Source organism: Streptomyces sp. NPDC002935 (assembly GCF_040611295.1).
In the GTDB taxonomy this organism is placed as follows: domain Bacteria; phylum Actinomycetota; class Actinomycetes; order Streptomycetales; family Streptomycetaceae; genus Streptomyces.
Map to the genome: position 1 here is coordinate 1 of NZ_JBEXNW010000032.1, position 23,388 is coordinate 23,388.

Consider the following 23,388-nt stretch of genomic DNA (forward strand, 5'->3'; position numbering starts at 1 on the left):
TGATCTCCCTTTCTCTGCGGGGGCCGGCACGGGGGGGCGGGCGGGTATCGGGAACCCCCCACGCCACCGACCGGACGCTTGCTGATTTCCGTACCCACCCCTGACGTCCGGACCCCGGATGCGAGGATGAGGGCCGTCATGACTGCTGGGTGGTGTACGCGTACGGTGCGGGCCGCGATGTTCGCGGCCGTCTGCGTCGTGCTCGCCGCCCTCGGCCACGTGATGATGTCCGGCTCTCCGGTGGCCTGGTGGGTGTTGGCCGGCGCGGGAGCGGGCACGGCCGCCGCGGGCTGGTGTCTGGCCGGCCGCGAGCGTGGACTTCCGCTCGTCGTGTCCGTCGTGGTGCTCGCCCAGGGCGTGCTCCATACGGCGTTCTCGATCGCGCAGTCACTCACCGCGGACGCGGTTGCGGGCCTGGGCTCGGGTTCCGGACCGGGGCGGCCCGGCATGGACGGCATGCCCGGCATGGACGGCATGAAAGGCATGTCGACGGGCGTCATGGGCCACGACATGGGCTCCCTGCACATGGGTTCCGTCCACATGGCTTCCTTGGACATGGGCCCTGCGGACATGGACTCGATGAACGCCATGGATATGGGGTACGTCGGCTCCGGTGCCCTGGCCCACCTGTTCCCCATGGGGCATGAGACGGGCTCCCCCTCTTCGGTGGGCATGCTCGCCGCCCATGTGCTCGCGGCGCTGCTGTGCGGCCTCTGGCTCGCCCACGGCGAGCGCGCCGTGTTCCGCACGCTGCGGGCGCTGGCCGGCCGACTGGCCGCCCCCTTGCGGCTGTTGCTCGCCCTGCCGACGCCGCCGCACCGGCCGAGGGTCCGCGTGCGCCGAGGATCCTCGGACCGGGCCCCGCGCCGCCTCCTTCTCGTTCACGCGATCACTTCCCGGGGTCCGCCCGTGGGGACCGCTGTCGCCTGAGACAGCCGGCTCCCCGAGGCGTCTCCTGTGCGCTTCGGGCATCGGCCGTACCTGCCGTACGGCCGTACCCCACCACCGGACCATGTGCCCTCGCGCCGGTCCGGATCACGGATGACCCGAGAAGGACACCTGGTGATCACTCCTGTCCTGCCCGTTTCACGCCCTGGAGGCGAGATGCGGACCATAGGAAACAGAACGCTGTCGGCCGACGAGTCGATAACCGCCTGGGCGCTGGCCGCCCGGGCCGGCGACCCGGTCGCCGTCGAACATTTCGTCCGCGCACTGCACCGCGATGTCGTGCGCTATGTCGCCCACCTGTCCGCCGATCCGCAGGCCGCCGACGACCTCGCCCAGGACACGTTCCTGCGGGCGCTCGGCAGTCTGCACCGGTTCGAGGGGCGCTCCTCGGCCCGGGCCTGGCTGCTGTCCATCGCCCGCCGCGCGGTGATCGACAGCCTGCGGCACGCTGCCGCCCGGCCGCGGTCGAGCGACGCCGCGGACTGGCAGACCGCGGTGGAACGCGCGCAGCCGCGCGGGCTGCCCGGGTTCGACGACGGCGTCGCGCTGCTCGATCTGCTGGCCGCGCTCCCCGGCGACCGGCGCGAGGCGTTCGTCCTCACGCAGATGATGGGCCTGCCCTACGCGGAGGCAGCCCTGGTCAGCGACTGCCCCGTCGGAACGGTCCGCTCCCGCGTGGCCCGTGCGCGCGCGACGCTGATCGCGCTGCTCGCGGAGGCGGACACCGAGGTGACGGCCGAGCGGGCCGCCGCCTGACGGCCGAAGGGCCGGGGTCCGTCTATTCCGACGGACCCCGGCCTCACGGATTCCCGACGGGCGCGAACCCAAAGGGAGTTCGGCCCGACTCCAGGCGCGGCGGCGGAGGTCCGCTTCAACCACCCGGCGCCGGAACCCACTTCGGCGCCTCCGTGGCCCGATGCCTACACGGACCGGTGGTACTGCTCCGGTACGCGGACCTCGGCCCCGAGCTCGCGCGCCGCGAGGCGGGCGAAGGACGGGTTGCGCAGCAGCTCACGGCCCAGCAGCACCGCGTCGGCCTCCCCGTTGGCGATGATCTTCTCGGCCTGCTCGGCCTCGGTGATGAGACCGACGGCGGCGACGGGCAGCGAGGTCTCCCTCTTCACTCGGGCGGCGAAGGGGACTTGATAGCCCGGTCCGACGGGAATGCGTACGCCCGGGGCGTTCCCGCCCGTGGAGACATCGAGCAGGTCCACGCCGTGCTCGTGGAGTCGGGCGGCGAAGCGGACGGTGTCGTCGGCGCTCCAGCCCGCGTCCTCCAGCCAGTCGGTGGCGGAGACGCGGAAGAAGAGCGGCTTGCCGTCCGGCCATACCTCCCGTACGGCGTCGACGACTTCGAGGGCGAAGCGGGTGCGGTTCTCGTGCGAGCCGCCGTAGGCGTCGGTGCGGTGGTTGGAGTGCGGGGAGAGGAACTCGTTGATGAGGTAGCCGTGGGCTCCGTGGATCTCGACGATCTCGAAACCGGCGGCCAGGGCACGGCGGGCCGCGTCCGCGAACTGCCCCACGATCTCCTGGATGCCGGAGACCGTCAGCTCGTCGGGAACCGGGTGCCTGCCGTCGAACGGGAGCGCGCTCGGGGCGAGAGCCTGCCAGCCGTACGCGTCCGGGCCGACCGGTGCGCCACCCTTCCAGGGCCGGTCGGTCGAGGACTTGCGCCCACCGTGCCCGAGCTGGACGGCCGGCACCGTGCCCTGAGCGGTGAGGAAGCGCGTGATGCGGCGGAACGCCTCGACCTGGGTGTCGTTCCAGATGCCGAGGTCGTAAGGGGAGATCCGGCCCTCGGGCGAGACGGCGGTCGCCTCGACGATGATCAGTCCCGTTCCGCCGGTGGCGCGAGCCGCGTAATGGGCGAAGTGCCAGTCGTGCGGGGCGCCCGTCGAAGGACCCTCGGGCGAGGCCGAGTACTGGCACATCGGGGGCATCCACACCCGGTTGGGGATGGTGACATCGCGCAGGACGTAGGGCTCGAAGAGCGCGCTCACGGCCGACTCCATTCGTCGCGGGACCGGTGTTCGCTTCGTACGATAAGCATCGTAGTACGGCGCGTGTCAAACTACGATGGGTCTCGTACAATGGCGCCGTCGGGTGAAACAGCCGGACGAAGACGAAAGTCCCCGGACGAAGTGGAGCCGCCGTGACGACCGCAGCCGCCGCCACCAGCGGCCGTGACCTGCCGCACCCGGCGCGCGAGGAGATCCGGCTGGAGTCGGTGCTGCACGCGCTGTCCGACCCGATGCGGCTCCAGATCGTGCGAGAGCTCGCCGCCGGTGGCGAGGAGCTCTCCTGCTCGGACTTCGTCCTGCCGGTCACCAAGTCCACGACGACGCACCACTTCCGGGTGCTCCGCGAGAGCGGGGTGATCCGGCAGGTCTACCGCGGCACGGCGAAGATGAACGGTCTGCGCACGGAGGACCTCGACGCCCTGTTCCCCGGCCTTCTCGACCGTGTCCTGGAGGCGGCCACCCGGCAGGTCGGGCGCCTGGTGCCCTGACGGGCCGCGACGACCTGCGGTGGCGTTTCCCTGGCGGCCGGGGGCGTGCGGGCGACGGTGTGCGCGAACCTGTGGCGCGATCTCCCGGGCCGACGGAACCGCCGTACGTGGCGCGTCGCTGCCTAGGGCCTGTCCGGCGGATCATGCCGGAGACGCGGGGCCTCACGTGCGCTGATCAGGCGCCGCAGGTTTCCTCCGACTTGATCCGCCGGACAGGCCCTAGCGAGGGTCCTGCCCGTCAAAGGCGGACGCCGGGGCAGAACCGGAATCAAGGGAGCAAGGGGTCAAGGGGGAATGCCCACCCCTTTCCACTCTCAACTTATAGCGCACCAGGGGGCTTGCGGCAAGGCCCCGGTCGTGCCGCAGAATCACTCGCCGAGGCCACAACCTGCGGAAATGGGAGATTCACGAGTGCGTGTGCTGTTGTCAGTCAAGGGGGCGTCCGGTGTCGGCGCACCTGTGGTGGGAACCGAGCTGCGGTCGCGAGCATCCGGCGGCGAGGTGGGGGCGGACGCGCCGCCGGCCTTCGCGGCCGCGACCCCGGATCGGAGCTGGTGACATGAACCCCCTGACCACCAGCGCGTTCAGCCTGCCCGACCATCTCTCTCCCAAGGCCGACCCGGCGCTGATCGCCGGCGACGAGCGGCACTTCGGAGCCATCGCCGAGAGCCTCGAGCAGGCGATCGGTGAACTGTCCGACCGCCTCGACGCCGAGCGCAGGGCGCCCGGCGGCATCGGCCGGGAGGCGATGGAGCGGGACATGGAGATCCACCGGCTGACCGGCCGTCTGCGCGCCCTGCGTCGCTTCGGTCTCGACCTGTGTCTCGGACACATTGTCAGCGCGGACGACCCGGAGCCCGTGTACATCGGTCGGCTCGGCCTCACCGACAGCGAAGGCCGACGGCTGCTGACGGACTGGCGCTCTCCCGCGGCCGAGCCGTTCTTCGCCGCGACCCACGCCAACCCGATGGGCCTGGCGAGCCGCCGCAGGTATCGCTGGACCCGTGGCCGGATCAGCGACTACTGGGACGAGGTGTTCGCCGCCGACGGGCTGGAACGGAACGCCGCGCTCGACGATCAGTCCGCCTTCATCGCCAGCCTGGGCAGCAACCGGTCGGCGCGGATGCGCGATGTGCTCGCGACGATCCAGTCCGACCAGGACGCCATCATCCGGGCGGGATCCCGCGGCGCTCTCGTCGTCGACGGCGGTCCGGGTACGGGCAAGACGGTCGTCGCCCTCCACCGCTCCGCCTACCTCCTCTACTCCGACCCGCGCCTCGGCCACCGACGGGGCGGCGTGCTGTTCGTCGGCCCCCACCAGCCCTATCTGGCCTACGTCGCCGATGTCCTCCCCAGCCTCGGCGAGGAGGGCGTGCGGACCTGCACCCTGCGGGACCTCGTCGCCGAGGGACCCGGAGCGGCGATCGAGCCCGACCCGGACGTGGCGCGTCTGAAGTCGTCCGCGGACATGGTGCACGCCATCGAGAAGGCCGTCAGGTTCTATGAGGAGCCGCCCGCCCAGGCGATGACCGTGACGACCCCGTGGGCCGAGGTCCGGCTGAGCGTCGAGGACTGGGCCGAGGCGTTCGAAGCGGCGGGCCCCGGTACGCCGCACAACGAGGCGCGCGAGCTGATCTGGGAGGAACTGCTCACGATCCTGCTGGACAGGCACGACGACGATGTCCCGCCGGATCTGTTCCGGCGGGCGATGCTGCACGACGAGGAGCTGACCGGGACCCTCGACCGCGCATGGCCGCTGATCGAAGCGGCCGACCTCGTCGGAGACCTGTGGTCCGTACCCGCCTACCTGCGGATGTGCGCGCCCTGGCTCGGCCCCGACGACGTACGGAAATTGCGGCGCAAGAGCGTCCCCCAGGCCTGGACCGTGTCCGACCTGCCGCTCCTGGACGCCGCACGACTGCGGCTCGGCGACCCGGAGACGGCCCGGCGCAAGCGCCGGCACGAGGCCGTTCTCGCCGCGCAGCGCGAGAGCATGGCGCAGGTCGTCGGCAACCTGATCGAGGCCGCGGCCGACTCCGGCGCCGACGGTGACGACGGCGAAGGCCTGGTGATGATGCTGCGCGGCGAGGACGCCAAGGTCAGCCTCGTCGACGAGTCCGAACTGCCCACCGCCGAACCGGACCTGCTCGCCGGTCCGTTCGCGCACATCGTCGTGGACGAGGCACAGGAACTGACCGACGCGGAGTGGCAGATGCTGCTGCTCCGCTGCCCGTCGCGGAGTTTCACCATCGTCGGGGACCGCGCCCAGGCCAGGCACGGGTTCGCCGAGTCGTGGCAGGAACGGCTCGGGCGGATCGGGTTCGACCGGATCGACGTGGCCTCCCTGACCATCAACTACCGGACGCCGGAAGAGGTCATGGTGGAGGCCGAGTCGGTCATCCGGGCCGCGCTCCCGGACGCCAACGTGCCGACGTCCGTCCGCAGCGGCGGCGTCCCCGTCGTCCATGGATCCGTCGCGGACCTGGACTCCGTGCTCGACACCTGGCTGCGCGCGCACGCCGACGGGATCGCCTGCGTCATCGGCGATCCCACGTTCCGGTCGACGTCCCGCGTCCGGTCGCTGACCCCGGAGCTGTCGAAGGGGCTCGAGTTCGACCTGGTCGTCCTCATCGACCCGGAGGAGTTCGGCGAGGGCGTCGAAGGAGCGGTCGACCGCTATGTCGCGATGACCCGGGCGACCCAGCAACTCGTCATTCTCACGAGTTCCTGACGTCGGCCGGCACTTCCTGATCCCCCGGCGATCAGGAAGTGCCGGCTCATGGGTATCCGGCGGTGGCCGCGGACCTACGTCCCGGCCGCGGACCTACGCGCCGGCCGAGGCGGCCTCGGGTCCGACGGTGGACTCGGCCGAACTCACCCTGCCAGGCAGGTGGTTGAAGAGCAGATTCAGTACGATCGCCGTCAGGCACCCCGCGCTGATCCCGCTGTTCATCACCGTCTGGAACCAGTCCGGGAACTTCTCGTAGACCGCCGGCACCCCGACCGGCAGCATGCCGATCGCGACCGAAACGGCCACCACCGTCAGGTTGTTGTTGCCCTTGAAGTCCACCTCGGCGAGCGTGCGCAGACCGCTCGCGGCGACCGTTCCGAACATCACCAGACCCGCGCCGCCGAGCACGGGAGCGGGTATCGCCGCGACCACGGCACCCAGCTTCGGCAACAGGCCGAGCAGGACGAGAATGCCGCCCGCCGCGGCGACCACCCAGCGGCTGCGCACCCGGGTCATGCCGACGAGTCCCACGTTCTGCGCGAACGCCGTGTACGGGAAGGTGTTGAAGACGCCGCCGAGGACCGTGGACAGGCCGTCGGCGCGCAGACCGTCGGCAAGGGCCCGCGGCTCGATCGGCCGCTCGGTCATCTCGCCGACCGCGATGAAGTCACCCGTCGTCTCGGTCATGGTCACCAGGGCCACGACCAGCATCGAGATGATCGCGGAGGCGTGGAACGACGGCGCCCCGAAGTGGAACGGCGTGCTGATCCCGACCCAGTCGGCGTCCCCGACCCCGCTGAAGTCCGTGAACCCGAACGGCACCGCGACCGCGAGACCCACGGCGATGCCGATGAGGACCGCGACGCGGCTCAGGAAGGCCGGTGCGAACCGCTCCACGCCCAGCACCACGACCAGGACGAAGCCCGCGAGCGCCAGGTTCCTCGGCTCCCCGAAGTCCTTCGAACCGACGCCTCCCGCAGCCCAGTTGCCCGCCACCGGCAGCAGCGAGACCCCGATGATCAGGATGACCGTGCCCGTGACCAGCGGCGGGAAGAAGCGCAGCAACCTGCCGAAGAGCGGGGCGAGCAGGACGATCGCGAGGCCCGCCACGATCACCGACCCGTAGATCGCGGGCAGTCCGCCGTCCGTCGTACCGATGAGCACCATGGGGGAGACGGCGGCGAAGGTGCACCCCTGCATGATCGGCAGCCGCACCCCGAAGCGCCAGAAGCCCACGCACTGGATCAGCGTCGCGATCCCGCACACGAGCAGGTCCGCGGTGATCAGATACGCCAGGTCGGCGGGCGACAGCTGCATCGCGCCGCCGACGATGAGCGGCACCGCCACCGCGCCCGCGTACATCGCGAGCACGTGCTGAAGTCCGAAGGCGGCCAGTTGGCGTACGGGTGGAACCTCGTCGACGGGATGCGCGGGAGCGGTGGTTGCCATGGGCACTCCAGAAGCTGCGGGGAGAGGGGAAGGTCCGCACGACACGAGCACGCCCGGACAGCACGAGACCGTAGGGCGCTTGAACAGTTTGTTGATTTCCGCCCTGTTGCCGATGTGTGTCATGCCCACGGAACTGCTCCGGGACTCCGCCGCGCCCCGCGCCCCGCCCCGGCCACCGGCCTCGTCGTGGTCGTGCGCGGGGCGCCGGGCGTCGACCTCGCCCCGATCTCGCGGCCCGCTCTTCGGCCGGGTGCGGGTCCGGCCGCGAACCCGCACAACGCCCCGGACGCAGGCTGCCTCGCCAGAGCTTCCGTCAGGACCTGGCCGTCCGCGCGGCCGTCCACAGCGCGTCCCAGTCCGGCAGCTTGACCACGCCGCGGCCCAGCTCGGCTCCGAGCTCCGCCTCGGCCCGCTCGATGGCCTGCCACCCGGCCCATTCGACCGGCCGTACCCCGTCGGCCAGCAGCGCCGCGAGCGGATCCTCGACGACCTCCCGTCGTACGAGCGCGGGGGCGTCCTCCAGCAGGGAGGTCACGGTCTCCTTGGCGCACGGGCGATTGGTTCCGATGACCCCGGTCGGGCCACGCTTGATCCAGCCCGCCACGTACTCGCCCGGCGAGACCACGCCGTCCCGAAGGACCCGTCCCGCCAGCTGCGGCACGGTGCCCCGGCCGGGGTCGAACGGCAGTCCGTCGAGCGGCACCCCGCGATAGCCCACCGACCGCAGCACCAACTGGGCCTCGATCTCCTCGAATCGACCGGTCCCCGTCACCCCGCCCTCGCCGTCCGGCACCGTCCGTTCGAAGCGCACCGCTCCCACGCGCCCGCCGTCGGCGAGGAGTTCGACGGGGCGCAGGAAGAAGCGCGGGCGGATGCGGCGCGGGCGGCCCAGGGGCGCGGCCGCCGCCCATCCCCGGAGCACCTCCACGTTGCGGCGCTGCGCGGCGGGCAGCCCCGACGGATCGAGGTAGGCGGGATCGAGCGCCAACTCCGCCTGATCCACGACGACGTCGGCTTCGGGAAGCGAGCCCAGCTCGCGCAGTTCCTTGGTGGTGAAGCGGGCCTGTGACGGTCCGCGCCGCCCGACCATGCTGATCTCGGTGACCTCACTCGCGGCCAGCGCGCTGAGGGCCGCCTGCGGCATGTCGGTGGGGTTCAGCTCGGGCGCGCCGCGGGCCAGGATCCGGGTCACGTCGACGGCGACGTTCCCGATGCCGATGACCACGGCCGAACGCGCGCCGGCCACGAATCCGTCGGTCACGGAGTCGGGGTGCGCGCTGTACCAGGACACGAACTCGGTCGCCGACCAGCTGCCGGGCAGGTCCTCGCCGGGCACGCCGAGATGCCGGTCGGTGGCGGCGCCGACGCAGTACACGACCGCGTGGTACAGCTCCCGCAGCCGGGCCACCGGTACCCCGCCCGGGCCCACCTGGACGCCGCCGAGGAACCGTACCCGCTCGTTCTCCAGAACCGTCCGCAGATTGTTCTGGAGCGACTTGATCTTCTCGTGGTCGGGTGCCACGCCGTAGCGCACCAGGCCGTACGGGCAGGGCAACCGGTCCAGGACGTCGACCCGGATGTCGGGCGGCCCGCTCCGCTGGACAAGACCCTGTGCGCTGTAGACCCCACTGGGCCCCGAGCCGACGACGGCGACATGCAGCACTGCGGAACTCCTTACCCGAGGGATCAGGGAGATCGCTGAAGGACATCGCTGGTGCTTCCAGGATCGCACCACCGGTGCTCCGCTGACAGGGTGCGGTGCGTGATGTGTGCGCGCGTGTCCGTTCGTATGGAGTGTGATGATGCGGTTACGTTCCGTATGTGCTTGAAGCATCGTTTCTTGATCTGTCCGACCGCTTCCGTGAGGACGGCGCGGTGTCCGTGTGGCCCGCATGGGAAGTGCGGGAGTCCGGGGCGACCGCCACCTCCTGGTTCCATGTCCGGCTGGCCTTCACGGACGGCGCCCGGGTCGACCTGCTCGCCGTGCTGTCGGAGGCGAGCCTGTCGATCGAGGACGTACGGGCCGAGCCGCCCCTCTCGCTGGACGACCTCGCGGTGGTCGCCGAGTGGATCGAGGAGCCGCTGTTCGAGGTGTGCGGGAGCCGCCTCGGACCCGGCCGCGATCAGGAGCGCGAAATCCCGGCGCGCCGCGCCCGGCCCGCCTGGCCGCGCGGTGTCGAGGGGCGCCTGCTCGTCGCGGAGGAGTACCGGGCGGCGCAGAAGGAGGGTGTGGACCCGGTGCTCGCGGTCATGGGCGCCACCGGCCACAGCCGCCGCAAGTCCCTGAGGCTGATCGCCGCGGCGCGCGACGCCGGTTTCCTGGCGCCCCGTCACGCCCGCCGCTGACAGCGCCGACGCCCGTGCTCCTCAGGACATCCCGCGCATCCTGGTGATCTCGCTCGTCTGCTGGGCGATCACGTCGTCGGCCATCTCCTCGATCTGGATGTTGTTGCCCTGGGCCTTCACCTCCGTGGCCATGGTGATCGCCCCGTCGTGATGAGTGATCATCAGCTTGAGGAAGAGCTGGTCGAACGCCGTGCCCTTCGCCGCGCGCAACTCCTCGAGCTGGGCCTTCGTCGCCATGCCGGGCATGGCGGCGTGGTCGTGCCCGGTGGTGGTCCGGGCGTCGTCGTGCGCCTCCAGCCAGCTCTTCATGGTGGTGATCTCCGGTCCCTGCGCGGCCGCGATCCGTGCGGCGATCCTCTTCACATCGCCCGACTTCGCCTGCTCCGGAGCGAGTTCGGTCATCTCCAGGGCCTGGGTGTGGTGGGCGATCATCATGCGCGCATAGGCGAAGTCCGCCGAGTTGGGGGAGTCGTCGTCCGTACGCCGCTCAGCCGCGTCCTTGGCGGCGAGTGTTTCGGCCACTTCGCCGGGCTTGCCGGGCGCTATCACCGAAGGGCCGCCGGTGTCGGCGGACTTGGTCCGGGACGCGGAGTCGCAACCCGCCAGTGCGAGTACGGCGACGGCCAGCGACGCCGTGACCAGGGACGTACGGGACGTATGACCGGCGAGCACAGCGACCTCCTGGGGCACACGAATCGGCGGACACCTCAAGGGTGTTGATAACCGTCCTAGCACGTCTCCGAACGTCACTGAACAAAAACGTTCATTGCGGCTACGTTGCCGTCTGTTGGTCCGCCCATGGTGCGGACGATACTTCAGGGGTCCGTGAACCGTTCAACTTCGAACGGCTACAAGGGAGAACACAGTGACCCTGTTGAACAACCCCCGAACGCGGCACAGACGACTGGGAGTTGCCGCGGCGGCGGCCGGACTTCTGGCCGCGCTCCTGACGGCCGGCCCGGCGGCCGCCACCCCCGACCCCGGGGACGGTCCCGCCGCGCAGCAGCGGATCTCCAGCGGCGACGCCGCCGAGGCGAGGGCGGCGATCGCGAGCGGCGAGATACCCGGGAAGGACGAGGTCGTCCACTCCGACAACATCGAGCATCTCGCCAATGTCCCCAAGGAGGCCTTCACCGGCCTCAATTCGGACCTGGCCTTCCAGGGCCACTACGCCTTCGCCGGCAACTACGACGGCTTCCGCGTCTTCGACATCAGTGATCCGAAGGCTCCGAAGACGGTCGCGCAGGTGCTCTGCCCCGGCTCGCAGAACGACGTCTCCGTCTCCGGCGACCTGCTCTTCCTGTCCACCGACTCCTCGCGCAGCGACAACTCCTGCGCCAGCACCTCGCAGCCCGCGACGGAGAAGTCGTCGTGGGAGGGCATGAAGATCTTCGACATCAGCGACAAGGCGAACCCGAAGTACGTCGCCGCGGTCGAGACGGCCTGCGGTTCGCACACCCACTCGCTGGTACCCGGGCGCAATAACGTCTACATCTACGTCTCCTCGTACTCGCCGAGCGCCACCTTCCCCGACTGCCAGCCCCCGCACGACGGCATCTCGGTCATCAAGGTCCCGCGCAAGGCCCCCGAGAAGGCGGCCGTGGTGGGCTTCCCCGTGCTCTTCCCGGGCGAGGGCCCCGACGGCGGCGGGAACCCGGGCGGGCCCACCAACCCGGGCGTCTCCAAGACCACCGGCTGCCACGACATCACGGTCCTGCCGTCGAAGGACCTGGCCGCGGGCGCCTGCATGGGTGACGGCATCCTGTTCTCCATCGAGGACCCGGAGCACCCGAAGGTCATCGACCAGGTCGAGGACAACGTGAACTTCGCGTTCTGGCACTCGGCGACCTTCAACCAGAAGGCGAACAAGGTCGTGTTCACGGACGAGCTGGGCGGCGGCGGTGCGGCCACCTGCAACGCGGCGATCGGCCCGAACCGCGGAGCCGACGGCATCTACGACATCGTCGGCAAGGGCGACCACCGCAAGCTCGTCTTCAAGAGCTACTACAAGATTCCCCGCCACCAGGCCGACACCGAGAACTGCGTGGCCCACAACGGCTCGCTGATCCCCGTCAGGGGCAAGGACCTCATGGTCCAGGCCTGGTACCAGGGCGGCGTCTCCGTCTGGGACTTCACCGACTCCACCGCCCCGAAGGAGATCGCCTACTTCGAGCGCGGCCCGCTGTCCACCGACACCCTCCAGGTCGGGGGCGCGTGGTCGGCGTACTACTACAACGGCTACATCTACTCGAACGACATCGCCAAGGGCTTCGACGTCCTGAAGCTCGGCGACCGGCGCACGGATCCGGCCAAGCGGGTCCACCTGCGCGAGCTCAACGTCCAGACACAGCCGGACTACTTCGACTGACGGTCCTGCGACCCTCAGTCGGTCGCGAAGAAGCGGGACATATCCGTCTCGTGGGTGCCGCCGGACTCCTCGGTGTCCGGCGGTACACCCATGTCCCAGTCCAGCCGGTAGCGCTTGAACAGCTCGGCCCGCAGCACCGGAAGCTTCATCGGCACCCCGGGCACCAGCGCCGCGAACACCGCGCCCATGAGCAGTGCGCGCAGCATCGGGTAGTCGGCGTCGACCTGCTGCGACCCGTACCGGGCGACGGTGTCCCCGAGCAGCTCCGAGAGCCGCCGCTGTTCCGGACACTGGACGAACCCCTCGGCCTGGAGGAGTCCGGCCATGTGCTGCCGCATCAGTACCGGCTGATCCCGGGTGAGGCCCAGGATCGCGTCGATGGCCCGTGCCATCCGCTCCCTGCCGTCCTCGGTAAGCGGCTCGCGTTCGAGGGCTTCCTCCAGTGTGCGGTGCATCAGCCGGTGCACCGCGGACTGCAGGAGCTGCCGTTTGCCGGGGAAGTAGTACGACACCAGTCCGCGCGCCGATCCCGCGCGATCCGCTATGTCCCCGAGCGTCGTTGCGTCGTAGCCGCGCTCGCTGACCAGCTCCACCGCGGCCTGCAACAACCGTTCCCGGGAACGCCGCCGCAACTCTTCATTGACCGAGGCGCTTCGCGGGGACATGCTGTAACTCCTGCGTTGACTGGCTGCCAGCCAACTATACTCAACGCGTCCGGACCAGGGCCCTGCGCGGGTCGGGTCCGGGCTGCCGCCGACCTGGGGCGACGCGGGGGATCGCCTCAGGTCGGACGAGCGGCAGCCGTTGTCCGGGAACCGCGTCCGATCGGCTGCCGTCCACCGGGCTCATCACCCGGCGTCCCGCCCTGCGCCCGCCTCGCCGTGAGGTGGGCGCCCGTACGTCGCGAGGTAGGCGCGCCACCAGTTGGTGACCATGTACCAGCCGACCGACAGGCTCAGCAGCACATTGCCGACGACGGATTCGCGGTCGTCGCTGCGCGCCGCGTTGTACAGGGCGGCGGCGGTGACGTACGTGAGAACGCTGGCGAGGAGAATCCAGAGCGCTGTCTTCATGTGCGGACCTCGGGAGTGTGTGGCGGGGGCGCCAACATAGCCACGGTCCCCGTATTTAGAGGTATTTGACCCTTCTTGGTGCAAACTTGACCGGGCTGGGCCGCTTGGGATCAAAAGCCATTGGTTCCGCGTCGAGATGCCGTGCCAGATGCGGTCACGGAGACGCGAACAGCCGCTCCGGAGCCGCCCGGGCGTTCGTGCGTGTCCCGTGGGCGTCCGTCCGTACGCCGTCCGGCCGCGTGGGGGCGACGCGGGGGACCGCACCCACGTCCGGGGGCACACAGATCCCCGGACGGTCGCCCGAGGCCGCTTCCCATCGCTCGCCGAGGAGGCGCGTGCTCCTTAGAGTGGCCTGGAGCCCAGAGGAGGCACACGGACATGGATCAAGAGCAGATCCTGGCCAGGATCACGGCGATGGTGGACGACGAGCGGCGGCTGCGCGAGGCACTGGCGGCCGGGCAGATCGACGGCGCCACAGAACACGCGCGGCTCGTGCAACTGGAGCGCGACCTCGACCAGTGCTGGGACCTGCTGCGCCAGCGGCGCGCGAAGTCCGAGTTCGGCGAGAACCCGGACGAAGCGCAGGTACGTCCGTCGTCGCAGGTCGAGGGCTACAAGAGCTGACGTCCGCGGTCGTGGCGGATCAGTCCGTCAGGTCGAGTACCGGCCGCAGGCCGTCCGGTCGGTCCGCCGCCGGCAGATGGTCGACGAAATGCACCGCGCAGCCCAGGGCCGCCGCACCGCCGTCCGCCCTTCGGTCGTCGCCGACCATCAGGGTGTCTTCCGGAGCGATGCCGAGTGCGGCGCAGGCGATCGCGAAGAGCCGCGGATCCGGTTTCTGGATGCCGTGTTCGTATGACAGGGCGTACGTTCCGACATACGGGTCCAGACCGTGCTCGCGGAAGACGGGCCGCAGGTCCCAGCCGATATTGCTGACCACCCCGACCGCGAGGCCCCTACCGCGCAGCGCGCCGAGCACCTCGGCCGCGTCGGGATAGGGCCTCCAGGCGGCGGGCGTCATATGGCGGTCGTAGAGCGCGTCGTGCAGACCGGGATCGGGCAGCGACACCGTCCGGGAGAGGCCGGTGTACGCGGCCCTGTGCTGCTCGGCGCTCCGGTCGCGGACCTCCCACAGGGCGGCGAGGCGCGCCGGCACCGGCAGTGCCGGCGGGGCACCGCCCGCGAGCGCGCCCGCCGACTCCAGTTCCCGCGCCTTCCGGGCCAACTCCGCTTCAGGTAGTTCGTGGCCCGTCTCCGCGAGCACCGCGCGCAGCCATGATTCGGCGGACTCGATGCGGAAGAGGGTTCCGGAGAAGTCGAAGAGCACGCCCTTGATCGTCATGAGGGAGATCCTTCGTGGCGCGGCCCGTGCCGGTCAAGGCGGTCTCCGGTGGCTCCGCCGCGTCTACGCCGCCATCGCCCGGGTGCCCGGATTCCCGGCGGTGCCATGCCCCGGTGCGGTGTGCGGGCCGTCCCGTCCGGCAGGAGCTCGGGCGTCCGGTCCGGCGACGACTCTGTCCGCGCCCACCACGCGCCGGTCGACGGCACACCGGACCACCGATCCGATGACCGGAGAGAAGTGCCCTAGCCGAGCGCCCGCAACCCCGGCACGAACGCCACGAGGACCGGGACCACCGGCACCAGCGCGGCCGCCGCCGTCAGTTGCAGCCGACGGGCCGCAGTGAGCCGGTCCCGGGGGGTGAGGAGCCGGTCGACGCGCTGCGGGACGTGCGCGCCCGGGGTCGGGCAGGGTCCGAACACGCCCCGGTCCTCGTTGAGTTCGACCAGTGCGAGCGCGATCGTCAGCCGGCCGAAGCGCCGTGACGCCACGTCGTCCGCGGCGAGTTCGACGAGCCGGTGCATCTCTTCGCGGAACGCCGCGAAGACGGGTACCTGCGGAAATCCGATGGCCAGCGCGGCCGAACAGTGCAACAGCCAGTCGTGCCGGGCCCGCGCGTGCCCCTGCTCATGGGCGAGTACGGCATCCAGCCGGCGCCCCTTCAGACGGCGCAACGCGGCCGTGGTGATGACCAGTTGGGGAGCGGCGCCCGGCAGCCACCAGGCGTCGGGGCGCTCCCCCTCAAGGACGACGAGACGATCCGCGCCGGGCTCCTCGCCGGGCAACAGCGGGGCACGCAGCAGGAGTTCGGCCCTCCGCTGCCGACGGCGCAGCCGCGTCCGCACGATCTCCCGCGCGAGCATCGCCGCCGTCCAGGCGCCACCGCACGCGAGTGCCACCGCCGTGGTGGCGGCCCAGGGGCTTCCCGCGCTCAGCGCGTAGGCGTCCACGACCGACGCCGGTGCGCCGTCGAAGACATGGCCGCGCACGGCGACCCAGGCGGCGGACGCGCTGAGCGTCATCGACAGGACGCAGCACAGCAGAACCGCCGCCACCACGCATTGCCACACCCACAGGGCGACCACCGGCTCCTGGTCCGGCCAGTCCGCCCGGGCGAGCAGTCGCGGTGCGACCACGGCGGCCAGGGCGCCGAGCAGCAACAGTGCCGCGGGGACCATCATGGTCCGCAGCCTATGAGCGGGGCGTAGCCGCTGGATACGGGCAGCGACGGCAAGTGACGTACGCCACGGTTTCGTACAGCGCCGTACGATGGGATCAGGCCCAGCCGGGCCTCCGGGACCGCCCGGGTCTCCCGAGCCGCCCGCGACTCACAGCCGTCCGCACTCACAGCGTGACCAGCATCGCCAGCATCGCGATGCCCATCGACAGGCGGCAGGCCTGGGAGAGTTCGGGACGGTCGCCCCAGCCGACGGTGCGCGGCGCCGCGCCCGACGCGACGGCCAGGGGCAGGAGGCGGACGCCCGAGCGGAGTACGTAGGCGGCGAAATAGAGAAGGAGCGCTCCGGTGAGGGCGGGGACTCCTCCGCCGTCGTGGGCGTGGTGGGCCGGGGAGGCGGTCATCACGGCCGCCATGTAGACCATCGCGAAGGCGCCCATCAGATGGTGCAGATGGTGCGGGCTGCTGCGGGCCGTCCGGAGCGCGCGCAGCGCGGCGACGCCGAAGACGACCGCGCAGGCGAGCCAGGCCCAGCGTGGCGGGGTCGCCACGGCCGCCGGTACGGCCATCGCGGCCATGCCGAACCCCATGAGCGCCTCGCCGCCCGCCGTGCGGCGCTGTTCCTCGACCGGGCTGCGCATCCGCAGCAGGCAGTAGGCCCCGGTCGCCGCGCACAGCGCGACGAGCAGCCAGCCGGGCGACGTCGGTCCGTGCACCCCGTACCTCCCCGCTCGACGATGTCGGACACGCGACGCCGGGCAGGCGCTGCCGGGCGAGCGGTGCCGGACGTCGGACATCGGACAGTCGGTCAGGGCATGCCCCGGGCGTCCGGTGCGCATACGAGCGCAAGGGTGTACGCGGGGAGCGTGCGGGAGTACACCGCAGGTGGGAGCGGCGCAGGAGGCATAATTTACAGGTAAAACACCTGCTAAGGTTGTGGTCATGAGCAGTGTGACCCGTCCCGGCCCCTCGCGCCCACGCCGCCTGCCGCTGGCCGGTGTGCTGCGCCTCGGCAGGCCTTCCGACATCTGGTTCAAGCCCGCCCTGAGCGTCGTCGTCGCGGTCGCCCCGCCGAATCTGGCGCTGCTGGCGCTGGGCCGGCTGGACCTGGCGATGTACACCATGGCCGGGTCGCTCTGCGCGCTCTACGCCCACAACCGTCCGTACGCTGCCCGGGCGCGCGCCCTCGCCCGGGTGGTGGCCGGGATGCTCGGCGGGCTCGGCGTCGCGCTCGTCACGGCCTCGCTCACCACGAACGCCGTCGTACTGGTCACCGTCGGCGCGCTGCTGGCCGCCGCGCAGAAGACCCTGTGCGACGCCACGCGCGTCGGCCCGCCCGGGCACGTGGTCCTCGCCTTCATCTCCTCGGCGTCCCTGTTCGTGCCACAGAGCCTCGGCCAGGTGCCGGGCCACCTCGCGCTGGGCGCGGCGGCGGGAGCCTGGGCCTGGATCGTCGGCATGGCCCCCGGCCTCGTACGCCCGCACGGCCCGGAGCGACGTGCCACCGCGCACGCCCTGAACGCCGCGGCGGTGTACGCCGGGGCGCCGGACGACACCCGGGCCCGCGCCACCGCGGCCGCCGCCGTGCACACCGCCTGGCAGTCGCTGCTGTCCACGGGAGCCCGCTCCGCGCCCCGGCGCGCCCTCGAACGCCTCGTCGTACGGGCCGAGGTCGCGCTCGCCGCGCCCGCCGACACCGACTCCGAGCGGTTGCGCGGGTGGGCCCGCGAACTGGCCGGCACCGGACCCGTCCCGCGCCCCGACGATCTCGGGGACGCCGCCGACGAACCCTTCGGCGTCGAGACCGCGCTCGCCTTCGGGGAACGGCCGCTCCTCGACCGCCTCCGCCCGCTCGCCCCCATCGCCCTGCGCACCGCGCTCGGCTGCGCCCTCGCCGGGTACGTCTCGCTCGCGCTCGGTATCGGCCGCCCCTACTGGGCGCTGGTCACCGCCGCCTCCCTCTACCAGGCCAACGTCACCCTGACCTGGAGCCGGGGTGTTCAGCGCGTGGTCGGCAATCTCCTCGGCGTCCTCGCCTTCGCCGTTCTCGCCCCGCTCGCCCATGTCGGCCAGGCGGTCCTCGTCCTGTGCTGCCTCGCCCTGAACTTCGGCGCGGAGGCGCTGATCGGCCGCAACTACTGGCTCGGCAGTGTCTGCGTGACCCCCATGGCCCTGCTGATCACCGAGTTCGCGCGCTCCCAGCAGTCCGGGGAACTGATCACCGACCGCGTCCTGGACACCCTCGTGGGCGCGCTGGTCGGCTTCGCCGCCGCCGTCGCCGTCACCAACCGGAGGGCCGCCGACCGTATCGAGCACGCGCTCTTTACGGTGGAACAGGCCCGGGAACACGCCGCCGGGGTGCTGGCCGAGGAGCGTCCGGAGCCCGGGTCCCTGGAGTCCGCGCGCCGCGGCCTGTTCGCCGCCGTCGTGGACCTGCGCTCCGCCGCGGACGCCGCGGCCGGCGAATGGTGGCAGCGCGCCCTGCCGGAGGAGCGGGTCATACGGGCCGAGCAGGCCGGACACCGTACGCTCGCGGCGACGGTACGACGCCAGGGACTGCACTGCTGGGAGGGCGCACGGGCATGACGACTGCGGACGGGCGGAGCGCGGCGGACGGCGACCCGGCGACGGACCGGGCGGCGCCCGCCGACACGGTGGCTGCCGTCGTGCGCCAGTGGGAGACCGTACGGCCGGATCTCGACACCGGGCCCATGGAGGTCATCGGACGGGTCAACCGCTGTGCCGCGCTCCTTCAGCAGGCCGAGGACGCGCCGCTGCGCCGGGCCGGGCTCACCCGCCCCGAGTTCGACGTGCTCGGGACGCTGCGCCGCACCGGGCACGAGCTGACGCCGAGCGAGATCGCCCGTGAGACCTTCTCCTCGGGTGCCGCCGTCACCAAGCGGCTCAAGCAGCTGACCGAGCGCGGTCTGGTCGAGCGGCGCGGCGACACCCGTGACCGCCGGGTCGCGCACGTCCGGCTGACCGACGAGGGACGCGATCTGGTCGACGGCGTTCTCCCCGATCAACTCGCCTACGAGACAAGGGTCCTGTCCGGGATCGACCGCGAAAGGCAGCGCGAACTGGCCGGACTCCTGGGCGAGTTGCTCGGCCAGCTGGAAGGCCGACTGAGGCTGCCGCGCGCCTGACGCCGGCCTGACGCCGAGCCTGGTGGATCAGCCCTTCTCGCCCTTCTCGCCCTCCGCGTAGATCCCGAAGGCCGCGCCCTGCCGGTCCCGCGCGACCGCCAGGCGTCGGCCGTTGGGCTGTGAGACGGGTTCCATCAACAGGTGGCCGTCCGCCATGAGGACCGCGTTCGCCGTGGCGTCCACGTCCTCGACGGCGAAGTACGGCAGCCAGTGCGAAGGGACCTCGTGCGCAAAGTTCTCGTCCATCGTGACCATGCCGCCGAAGTCGGCGCCGTCGACGCCCCACTGCGGGTAGTGCTCCGAGGCCTTCACGGTCCAGCCGAACACCGTCGTGTAGAACTCGGTGACCCGGTCCGGGGCCCTGGTCAGGAGTTCCACCCAGCCGAGCGCGCCCGGCGCATTGAACAGCCCCGCACCGGGGAAGGCCCGCGCCTGCCACATCTGGAAGGCGGCACCGCCCGGGTCGAAGGCGACCGCGAAACGGCCCACGTCGAGCACATCCATCGGGGCGAGGGCGATGCTACCGCCGGCGGCCTGTACGGCTGCCGCGGTCGCGTCCGCGTCGGTGACGGCGAACGACACGTTCCAGGCGACGGGCTGCGACTCCTGGTAGATCGGCGTGATCCCGGCGACGGCCGCGTCCCCGATGTGCGCGATCGTGTAGCCGCCCGCCTCCTGACGCGGGTCCGTCTCCGGGCGCCAGCCGAACAGATCGGCGTAGAAGCCCTTGGCGCCCTCCAGATCGCTGGTGCCGAGCTCCGCCCAGCAGGGTCCGCCGGTCACCGGCCTGTCGAGCTTCATGAGGTTCCTTCCGCAGCGAGCCCCCTCAGCACGCTAAGCCCACCGTGGAGCACCGGCCATCCGGGCGCCGCCTCCGGAACGGGGTCCCCGCCCGCCTGCGCCGCGCCGGACACCGTAGGGGCTCCGGACGGCGTACAGGCCCCGTGGGGTGATCAAGCGCCCCCGTGGGATGCGCGATGAGAGCGCCAGTAGCCCCAGTAGTTCCAGTGAAGGATGGCCGACCAGGCGGCCGCCGACGCGGCGCCCCCGTCAGGGCCGGTGACGCAACGGATGATCGGCCGGGATCTCGACGATCACGATCTCGGTTCCGTCCGGGTCCGCGATCCACATCTCGATCAGCCCCCACGGCTCCCGCACGGGCGCACGCACCACCTCGACACCGGCGGCCGTCAGCTCCTCGTGGACCGCCGTCACGTCCTCGACCTGGAGCCACAGCTTCAGTGCGGGGGAGGGCGGCGTCTCGGACCGTCCGGCGACTTCCAGGAAACCGCCGCCGAGGAAGTACACGGTCCCGCGCTCGGGTCCCGTGCCGAACTCGCGGTAGACGGCCAGGCCGAGCTGCCCACCGTAGAAGGCCCGCGAGCGCTCCAGATCGGCCGGACGCAAAAGGGTCCGGCCACTCAGTACATGCACCATGCGGCCGGAGCTTAGGGGAGGGTTACGCTCGGCGTGCCCGAGCCGCGCCACTGAACGGAGAACCGCCCCCATGGAAACCGCCGCCGCCACCGGACTGACCTTCCGCGACGCCGCCGACAGCGATGTGGACGCCCTGGTCGCGCTGATCGATTCGGCGTACCGAGGGGACTCCAGCCGGGTCGGCTGGACCACGGAGGCGGACATCCTCGCAGGACAGCGGACCGACGCAGAGGCGGTGCTCGCCGTCATCAAGGCGCCCGACAGCCGGCTCCTGACCGTGGAGCGGGACGGCACGGTCGTCGCCTGCTGCCAGCTGGAGCACCGTGGCGCCCACGCCTACTTCGGCATGTTCGCGGTCAGCCCCGCACTCCAGGGCGGCGGGCTCGGCAAGGTGATCATCGCCGAGGCGGAGCGCACGGTTCGCGAGACGTGGGGCGTCACCGAGATGCACATGACCGTGATCTCCGTACGCGAGGACCTCATCGCCTGGTACGAGCGACGCGGCTACCGCCGTACGGGACAGATGACGCCCTTCCCGTACGGCGACGAGCGCTTCGGCATCCCGCAGCGCGACGACCTGCGCTTCGAACTGCTGGTCAAGCCGCTCGCCCAGCCTTGAGCCGGAGCCAGGAGCGGCCGGCGACCTGATCGCCGGCGGGTCGGCCCGCCCCGTCGACCGCGGCGTGCTCCGCGGCCGGGCCGCTCGGACCGTCATGGCCGAGCGGCCCCGCTGCCTCCATCGTCCCCGCTACGCCGTGAAGCGACCGGTGCGCTTGATCTCGGGATAGTCGGTCGTGGCCCCGTCCAGCTCCAGGGCACGGACCAGCCGGAGCTGGTCCTGGGTGTTCACCACCCAGCCGATGATCCGCAGGTCGGCCTTGCGGGCCTGTTCGACGACCTCCAGGCTCAGCCTGCGGATGTTGAGGCAGAGGGTCGCGGCGCCGACCTCCACGGCGCGGTCCACGACATCGACGCCGTAACGGCTGGCGATCAGCGCGGTCCGGACGCCCGGCACCAGCCGGGCGACCTCGGCGACCGCCTCGTCGTGGAACGACGACACCTCGACCCGCCCGACCAGGTCGTGCCGCTGCATCACCTCGGCCAGCGCCCTGGCCGCCGCGACATCCTTGATCTCGGCCTGCAACGGAGTCCTGACGGCGTCCAGAACCTCCTCGAAGACGGGGACGCGCTCACCGTGCCCCGCGTCCAGCGTGCGCAGCTCCTCTAGCGTCTTCTCCGCGATCGGCCCCGAGCCGTCGGTCGTACGGTCCACTTCGGAGTCGTGCATGACGACGAGGGCGCCGTCCTTGCTCAGATGCAGATCGAGTTCGATCAGGTCGAGGCCCGCGTTCTGGGCGGCGATGAAGGAACGGAGGGTGTTCTCGGGCTCGACGCCCATCACTCCGCGATGACCGATGGTGAGGAAGTTCAAGATTCGACTCGCTTCCGTCGACGGCGGCTCGGCTCGCGCGTGGTTCCGACGGGGGCGTCCACGCGGCAAGGCCGCAGCCTAATGGCCTGACTGTGCGATGTACCCGTTCCTACGCGGTGCAATGGGAGTGTCGGCCCACGCGACGCGATGGGAGTACCGGGCCTCCGCGGTGCGACGGGTGTGTCGGGCCCAGATCCGCGCCATGTCCCCGGACGGGTGCCCCGCAGTGGGCGCGTCCCTTGACGGTCGACCGTGCGCCCAGGCCCTTGCCACTTCGAGCTCCGCTCGCTAGTGCTGTCCCTGCCGTGAGTGAAGTCCCTGCCGTGCGCGGCGATCGGTCCTGTCGGCTCCTGCGAACATCGGGGCAGCCCGGCCCGGCGGCGTCCCGCACCGAGGAGTCCGCCCAGGAAGAGGTGCCGCGATGCCGACCGAGCCCGCCCCCGAGGTCCTCGCCCTCGTCGATGCCATCAAGGTCCACTTCCCGGACCTCGGGGGCACCGTGACCGAGGCGGCCGAGGCCCGCCGCATCCTCGCCGCCGCACCGGTGTGGCCCTTCGAGCCGCCGGCGGTCGGCTCCGTCGAGAACCGGGCGATACCGGGGCCCGCGGGAGCGCCGGAGATCCCCGTACGCGTCTATCTGCCGCACCCGGCCCCGGCTCCCGGACCCGACCCCGTCGTCTCCCCGCGCCCCACCGTGGTCTTCTTCCACGGCGGCGGCTGGGTCATCGGAGGCCTGGACACGCACGACTCCATCGCGCGTGCCCTGTGCCGGGACGCCGACGCGGCCGTCGTGTCGGTCGGCTATCGGCTCGCCCCCGAGGCGCGCTTCCCCGCGGCCGTCGACGACGCGTACGCCGCGCTGTGCTGGGCCGCCGGACACATCGGTGAACTCGGCGCGGACCAGGACGCGTTGGTCGTCGCCGGTGACAGTGCGGGCGGCAACCTCGCGGCCGTCGCCGCGATCGTCGCCCGGGACAGGGGCGGCCCGGCGCTCGCGCTCCAGGTGCTCCTCTACCCGGCGACGGACGCGCGGCCGAGGGAAGGCGCGCCCCCCAGGAGCGGCCCCGCGTACTTCCTCACGGCGGCGCACGGCCGGTGGTTCGCCGAGCAGTACTTCGGCCCCGACGGCGACCGCGCGCACCCCTGGGCCTCGCCCCTCCTCGCCGATCCGCGCGCTCTGCCGCCCGCCCATGTCGTGACCGCGGGCTTCGACCCCCTGTGTGACGAGGGGCACGCGTACGCCTCCCGGCTGAGGGAAGCCGGAGTACGGGTCACGGAGGCCCACTACCCGGGCATGTTCCACGGGTTCTTCGGCTTCCCCGAGCTTCTCGCGGATGCCCGCGCCGCCCAGGAGGCTGTGGCGGGTGTCATCGCCTGCACGGTGTCTGGCAGGAAAAAGAGCGGTGAAGGTAGGGGGTGCGCAGGATAATCTC

The 23,388-nt window shown here is 71.5% G+C and carries 23 protein-coding genes; 11 read left to right on the forward strand and 12 right to left on the reverse strand.

Annotation, left to right across the window (positions count from 1 at the left end; genetic code table 11):
• Positions 1–138 precede the first annotated feature (138 nt).
• Both ABZX90_RS33035 and ABZX90_RS33040 read left to right on the forward strand, forming a co-directional pair.
• On the forward strand, positions 139–930 hold the full coding sequence (locus ABZX90_RS33035; RefSeq protein WP_355211065.1) for a hypothetical protein: 792 nt from the start codon (positions 139–141) through the stop codon (positions 928–930).
• Positions 931–1,104: 174 nt separating this feature from the next.
• The gene (locus tag ABZX90_RS33040) at positions 1,105–1,704 is read left to right on the forward strand and encodes a sigma-70 family RNA polymerase sigma factor (protein WP_355211068.1); all 600 of its coding nucleotides are present in this window, start codon (positions 1,105–1,107) and stop codon (positions 1,702–1,704) included.
• A gap of 164 nt (positions 1,705–1,868) precedes the next feature.
• Here ABZX90_RS33040 and ABZX90_RS33045 read toward each other — a convergent pair whose 3' ends face one another.
• Complete coding sequence (locus tag ABZX90_RS33045) at positions 1,869–2,948, reverse strand: NADH:flavin oxidoreductase/NADH oxidase (RefSeq protein ID WP_355211071.1); 1,080 nt, start codon at positions 2,946–2,948, stop codon at positions 1,869–1,871.
• A gap of 152 nt (positions 2,949–3,100) precedes the next feature.
• Between ABZX90_RS33045 and ABZX90_RS33050 the strand changes: the two genes are divergently transcribed.
• Positions 3,101–3,457 carry a helix-turn-helix domain-containing protein gene (locus ABZX90_RS33050; protein ID WP_355211074.1) on the forward strand — a complete coding sequence of 119 codons (357 nt, stop codon included), beginning with the start codon at positions 3,101–3,103 and terminating at the stop codon, positions 3,455–3,457.
• 559 nt (positions 3,458–4,016) lie between these two features.
• Positions 4,017–6,188, forward strand: a complete 2,172-nt coding sequence (gene helR, locus ABZX90_RS33055) for an RNA polymerase recycling motor ATPase HelR (protein ID WP_355211077.1) — start codon at positions 4,017–4,019, stop codon at positions 6,186–6,188.
• A 93-nt stretch (positions 6,189–6,281) separates the two neighbouring features.
• Here the strand turns inward: helR and ABZX90_RS33060 are convergent, their stop codons facing one another.
• Complete coding sequence (locus ABZX90_RS33060) at positions 6,282–7,637, reverse strand: nucleobase:cation symporter-2 family protein (protein WP_355211080.1); 1,356 nt, start codon at positions 7,635–7,637, stop codon at positions 6,282–6,284.
• Positions 7,638–7,950: 313 nt separating this feature from the next.
• Positions 7,951–9,300 (reverse strand): FAD-dependent oxidoreductase, encoded by a 1,350-nt coding sequence (locus tag ABZX90_RS33065; RefSeq protein WP_355211083.1) that lies wholly within the window; start codon positions 9,298–9,300, stop codon positions 7,951–7,953.
• 212 nt (positions 9,301–9,512) lie between these two features.
• Here ABZX90_RS33065 and ABZX90_RS33070 point away from each other — a divergent pair, with 212 nt between their 5' ends.
• The gene (locus ABZX90_RS33070; RefSeq protein ID WP_351127547.1) at positions 9,513–9,983 is read left to right on the forward strand and encodes a DUF6214 family protein; all 471 of its coding nucleotides are present in this window, start codon (positions 9,513–9,515) and stop codon (positions 9,981–9,983) included.
• 21 nt (positions 9,984–10,004) lie between these two features.
• Here the strand turns inward: ABZX90_RS33070 and ABZX90_RS33075 are convergent, their stop codons facing one another.
• The gene (locus tag ABZX90_RS33075) at positions 10,005–10,673 is read right to left on the reverse strand and encodes a DUF305 domain-containing protein (protein ID WP_355211085.1); all 669 of its coding nucleotides are present in this window, start codon (positions 10,671–10,673) and stop codon (positions 10,005–10,007) included.
• 175 nt (positions 10,674–10,848) lie between these two features.
• On the opposite strand from ABZX90_RS33075, the gene ABZX90_RS33080 reads away from it, so the two are divergent.
• Positions 10,849–12,351, forward strand: a complete 1,503-nt coding sequence (locus ABZX90_RS33080) for a hypothetical protein (protein ID WP_355211088.1) — start codon at positions 10,849–10,851, stop codon at positions 12,349–12,351.
• A gap of 14 nt (positions 12,352–12,365) precedes the next feature.
• Here ABZX90_RS33080 and ABZX90_RS33085 read toward each other — a convergent pair whose 3' ends face one another.
• Both ABZX90_RS33085 and ABZX90_RS33090 read right to left on the reverse strand, forming a co-directional pair.
• The gene (locus tag ABZX90_RS33085) at positions 12,366–13,016 is read right to left on the reverse strand and encodes a helix-turn-helix domain-containing protein (RefSeq protein WP_351127397.1); all 651 of its coding nucleotides are present in this window, start codon (positions 13,014–13,016) and stop codon (positions 12,366–12,368) included.
• Positions 13,017–13,199: 183 nt separating this feature from the next.
• Positions 13,200–13,424 carry a hypothetical protein gene (locus ABZX90_RS33090; protein ID WP_351127395.1) on the reverse strand — a complete coding sequence of 75 codons (225 nt, stop codon included), beginning with the start codon at positions 13,422–13,424 and terminating at the stop codon, positions 13,200–13,202.
• 378 nt (positions 13,425–13,802) lie between these two features.
• Between ABZX90_RS33090 and ABZX90_RS33095 the strand changes: the two genes are divergently transcribed.
• Complete coding sequence (locus ABZX90_RS33095; RefSeq protein WP_351127393.1) at positions 13,803–14,048, forward strand: DUF2630 family protein; 246 nt, start codon at positions 13,803–13,805, stop codon at positions 14,046–14,048.
• A 19-nt stretch (positions 14,049–14,067) separates the two neighbouring features.
• On the opposite strand, the gene ABZX90_RS33100 is transcribed toward ABZX90_RS33095, so the two are convergent.
• The 3 genes from ABZX90_RS33100 to ABZX90_RS33110 form a co-directional block, all read right to left on the reverse strand.
• Positions 14,068–14,766 carry an HAD-IA family hydrolase gene (locus tag ABZX90_RS33100; protein ID WP_355211092.1) on the reverse strand — a complete coding sequence of 233 codons (699 nt, stop codon included), beginning with the start codon at positions 14,764–14,766 and terminating at the stop codon, positions 14,068–14,070.
• Positions 14,767–15,008: 242 nt separating this feature from the next.
• Positions 15,009–15,944 carry a M56 family metallopeptidase gene (locus ABZX90_RS33105; RefSeq protein WP_351127389.1) on the reverse strand — a complete coding sequence of 312 codons (936 nt, stop codon included), beginning with the start codon at positions 15,942–15,944 and terminating at the stop codon, positions 15,009–15,011.
• Positions 15,945–16,107: 163 nt separating this feature from the next.
• Positions 16,108–16,656, reverse strand: a complete 549-nt coding sequence (locus ABZX90_RS33110; protein WP_351127387.1) for a DUF5134 domain-containing protein — start codon at positions 16,654–16,656, stop codon at positions 16,108–16,110.
• Between the two features lie 226 nt (positions 16,657–16,882).
• On the opposite strand from ABZX90_RS33110, the gene ABZX90_RS33115 reads away from it, so the two are divergent.
• Complete coding sequence (locus ABZX90_RS33115) at positions 16,883–18,526, forward strand: FUSC family protein (RefSeq protein ID WP_355211096.1); 1,644 nt, start codon at positions 16,883–16,885, stop codon at positions 18,524–18,526.
• Positions 18,523–19,086 carry a MarR family transcriptional regulator gene (locus ABZX90_RS33120; RefSeq protein WP_351127383.1) on the forward strand — a complete coding sequence of 188 codons (564 nt, stop codon included), beginning with the start codon at positions 18,523–18,525 and terminating at the stop codon, positions 19,084–19,086. Before ABZX90_RS33115 ends, ABZX90_RS33120 begins: the two co-directional genes overlap by 4 nt.
• Before the next feature lie 27 nt (positions 19,087–19,113).
• On the opposite strand, the gene ABZX90_RS33125 is transcribed toward ABZX90_RS33120, so the two are convergent.
• Entirely contained in the window at positions 19,114–19,887 is a 774-nt protein-coding gene (locus tag ABZX90_RS33125; RefSeq protein ID WP_355211099.1) for a VOC family protein, read from the reverse strand.
• Positions 19,888–20,136: 249 nt separating this feature from the next.
• Entirely contained in the window at positions 20,137–20,523 is a 387-nt protein-coding gene (locus ABZX90_RS33130) for a VOC family protein (RefSeq protein WP_351127379.1), read from the reverse strand.
• A gap of 70 nt (positions 20,524–20,593) precedes the next feature.
• Here ABZX90_RS33130 and ABZX90_RS33135 point away from each other — a divergent pair, with 70 nt between their 5' ends.
• Positions 20,594–21,142 (forward strand): GNAT family N-acetyltransferase, encoded by a 549-nt coding sequence (locus ABZX90_RS33135; protein WP_351127377.1) that lies wholly within the window; start codon positions 20,594–20,596, stop codon positions 21,140–21,142.
• A gap of 129 nt (positions 21,143–21,271) precedes the next feature.
• On the opposite strand, the gene ABZX90_RS33140 is transcribed toward ABZX90_RS33135, so the two are convergent.
• Positions 21,272–21,955, reverse strand: coding sequence for a glycerophosphodiester phosphodiesterase family protein (locus tag ABZX90_RS33140; protein ID WP_351130049.1), 684 nt, complete (start codon positions 21,953–21,955; stop codon positions 21,272–21,274).
• A 421-nt stretch (positions 21,956–22,376) separates the two neighbouring features.
• Here ABZX90_RS33140 and ABZX90_RS33145 point away from each other — a divergent pair, with 421 nt between their 5' ends.
• A complete protein-coding gene (locus tag ABZX90_RS33145) occupies positions 22,377–23,384 on the forward strand; it encodes an alpha/beta hydrolase (RefSeq protein ID WP_355211103.1) in 1,008 nt (335 codons plus the stop codon).
• Positions 23,385–23,388 lie beyond the last annotated feature (4 nt).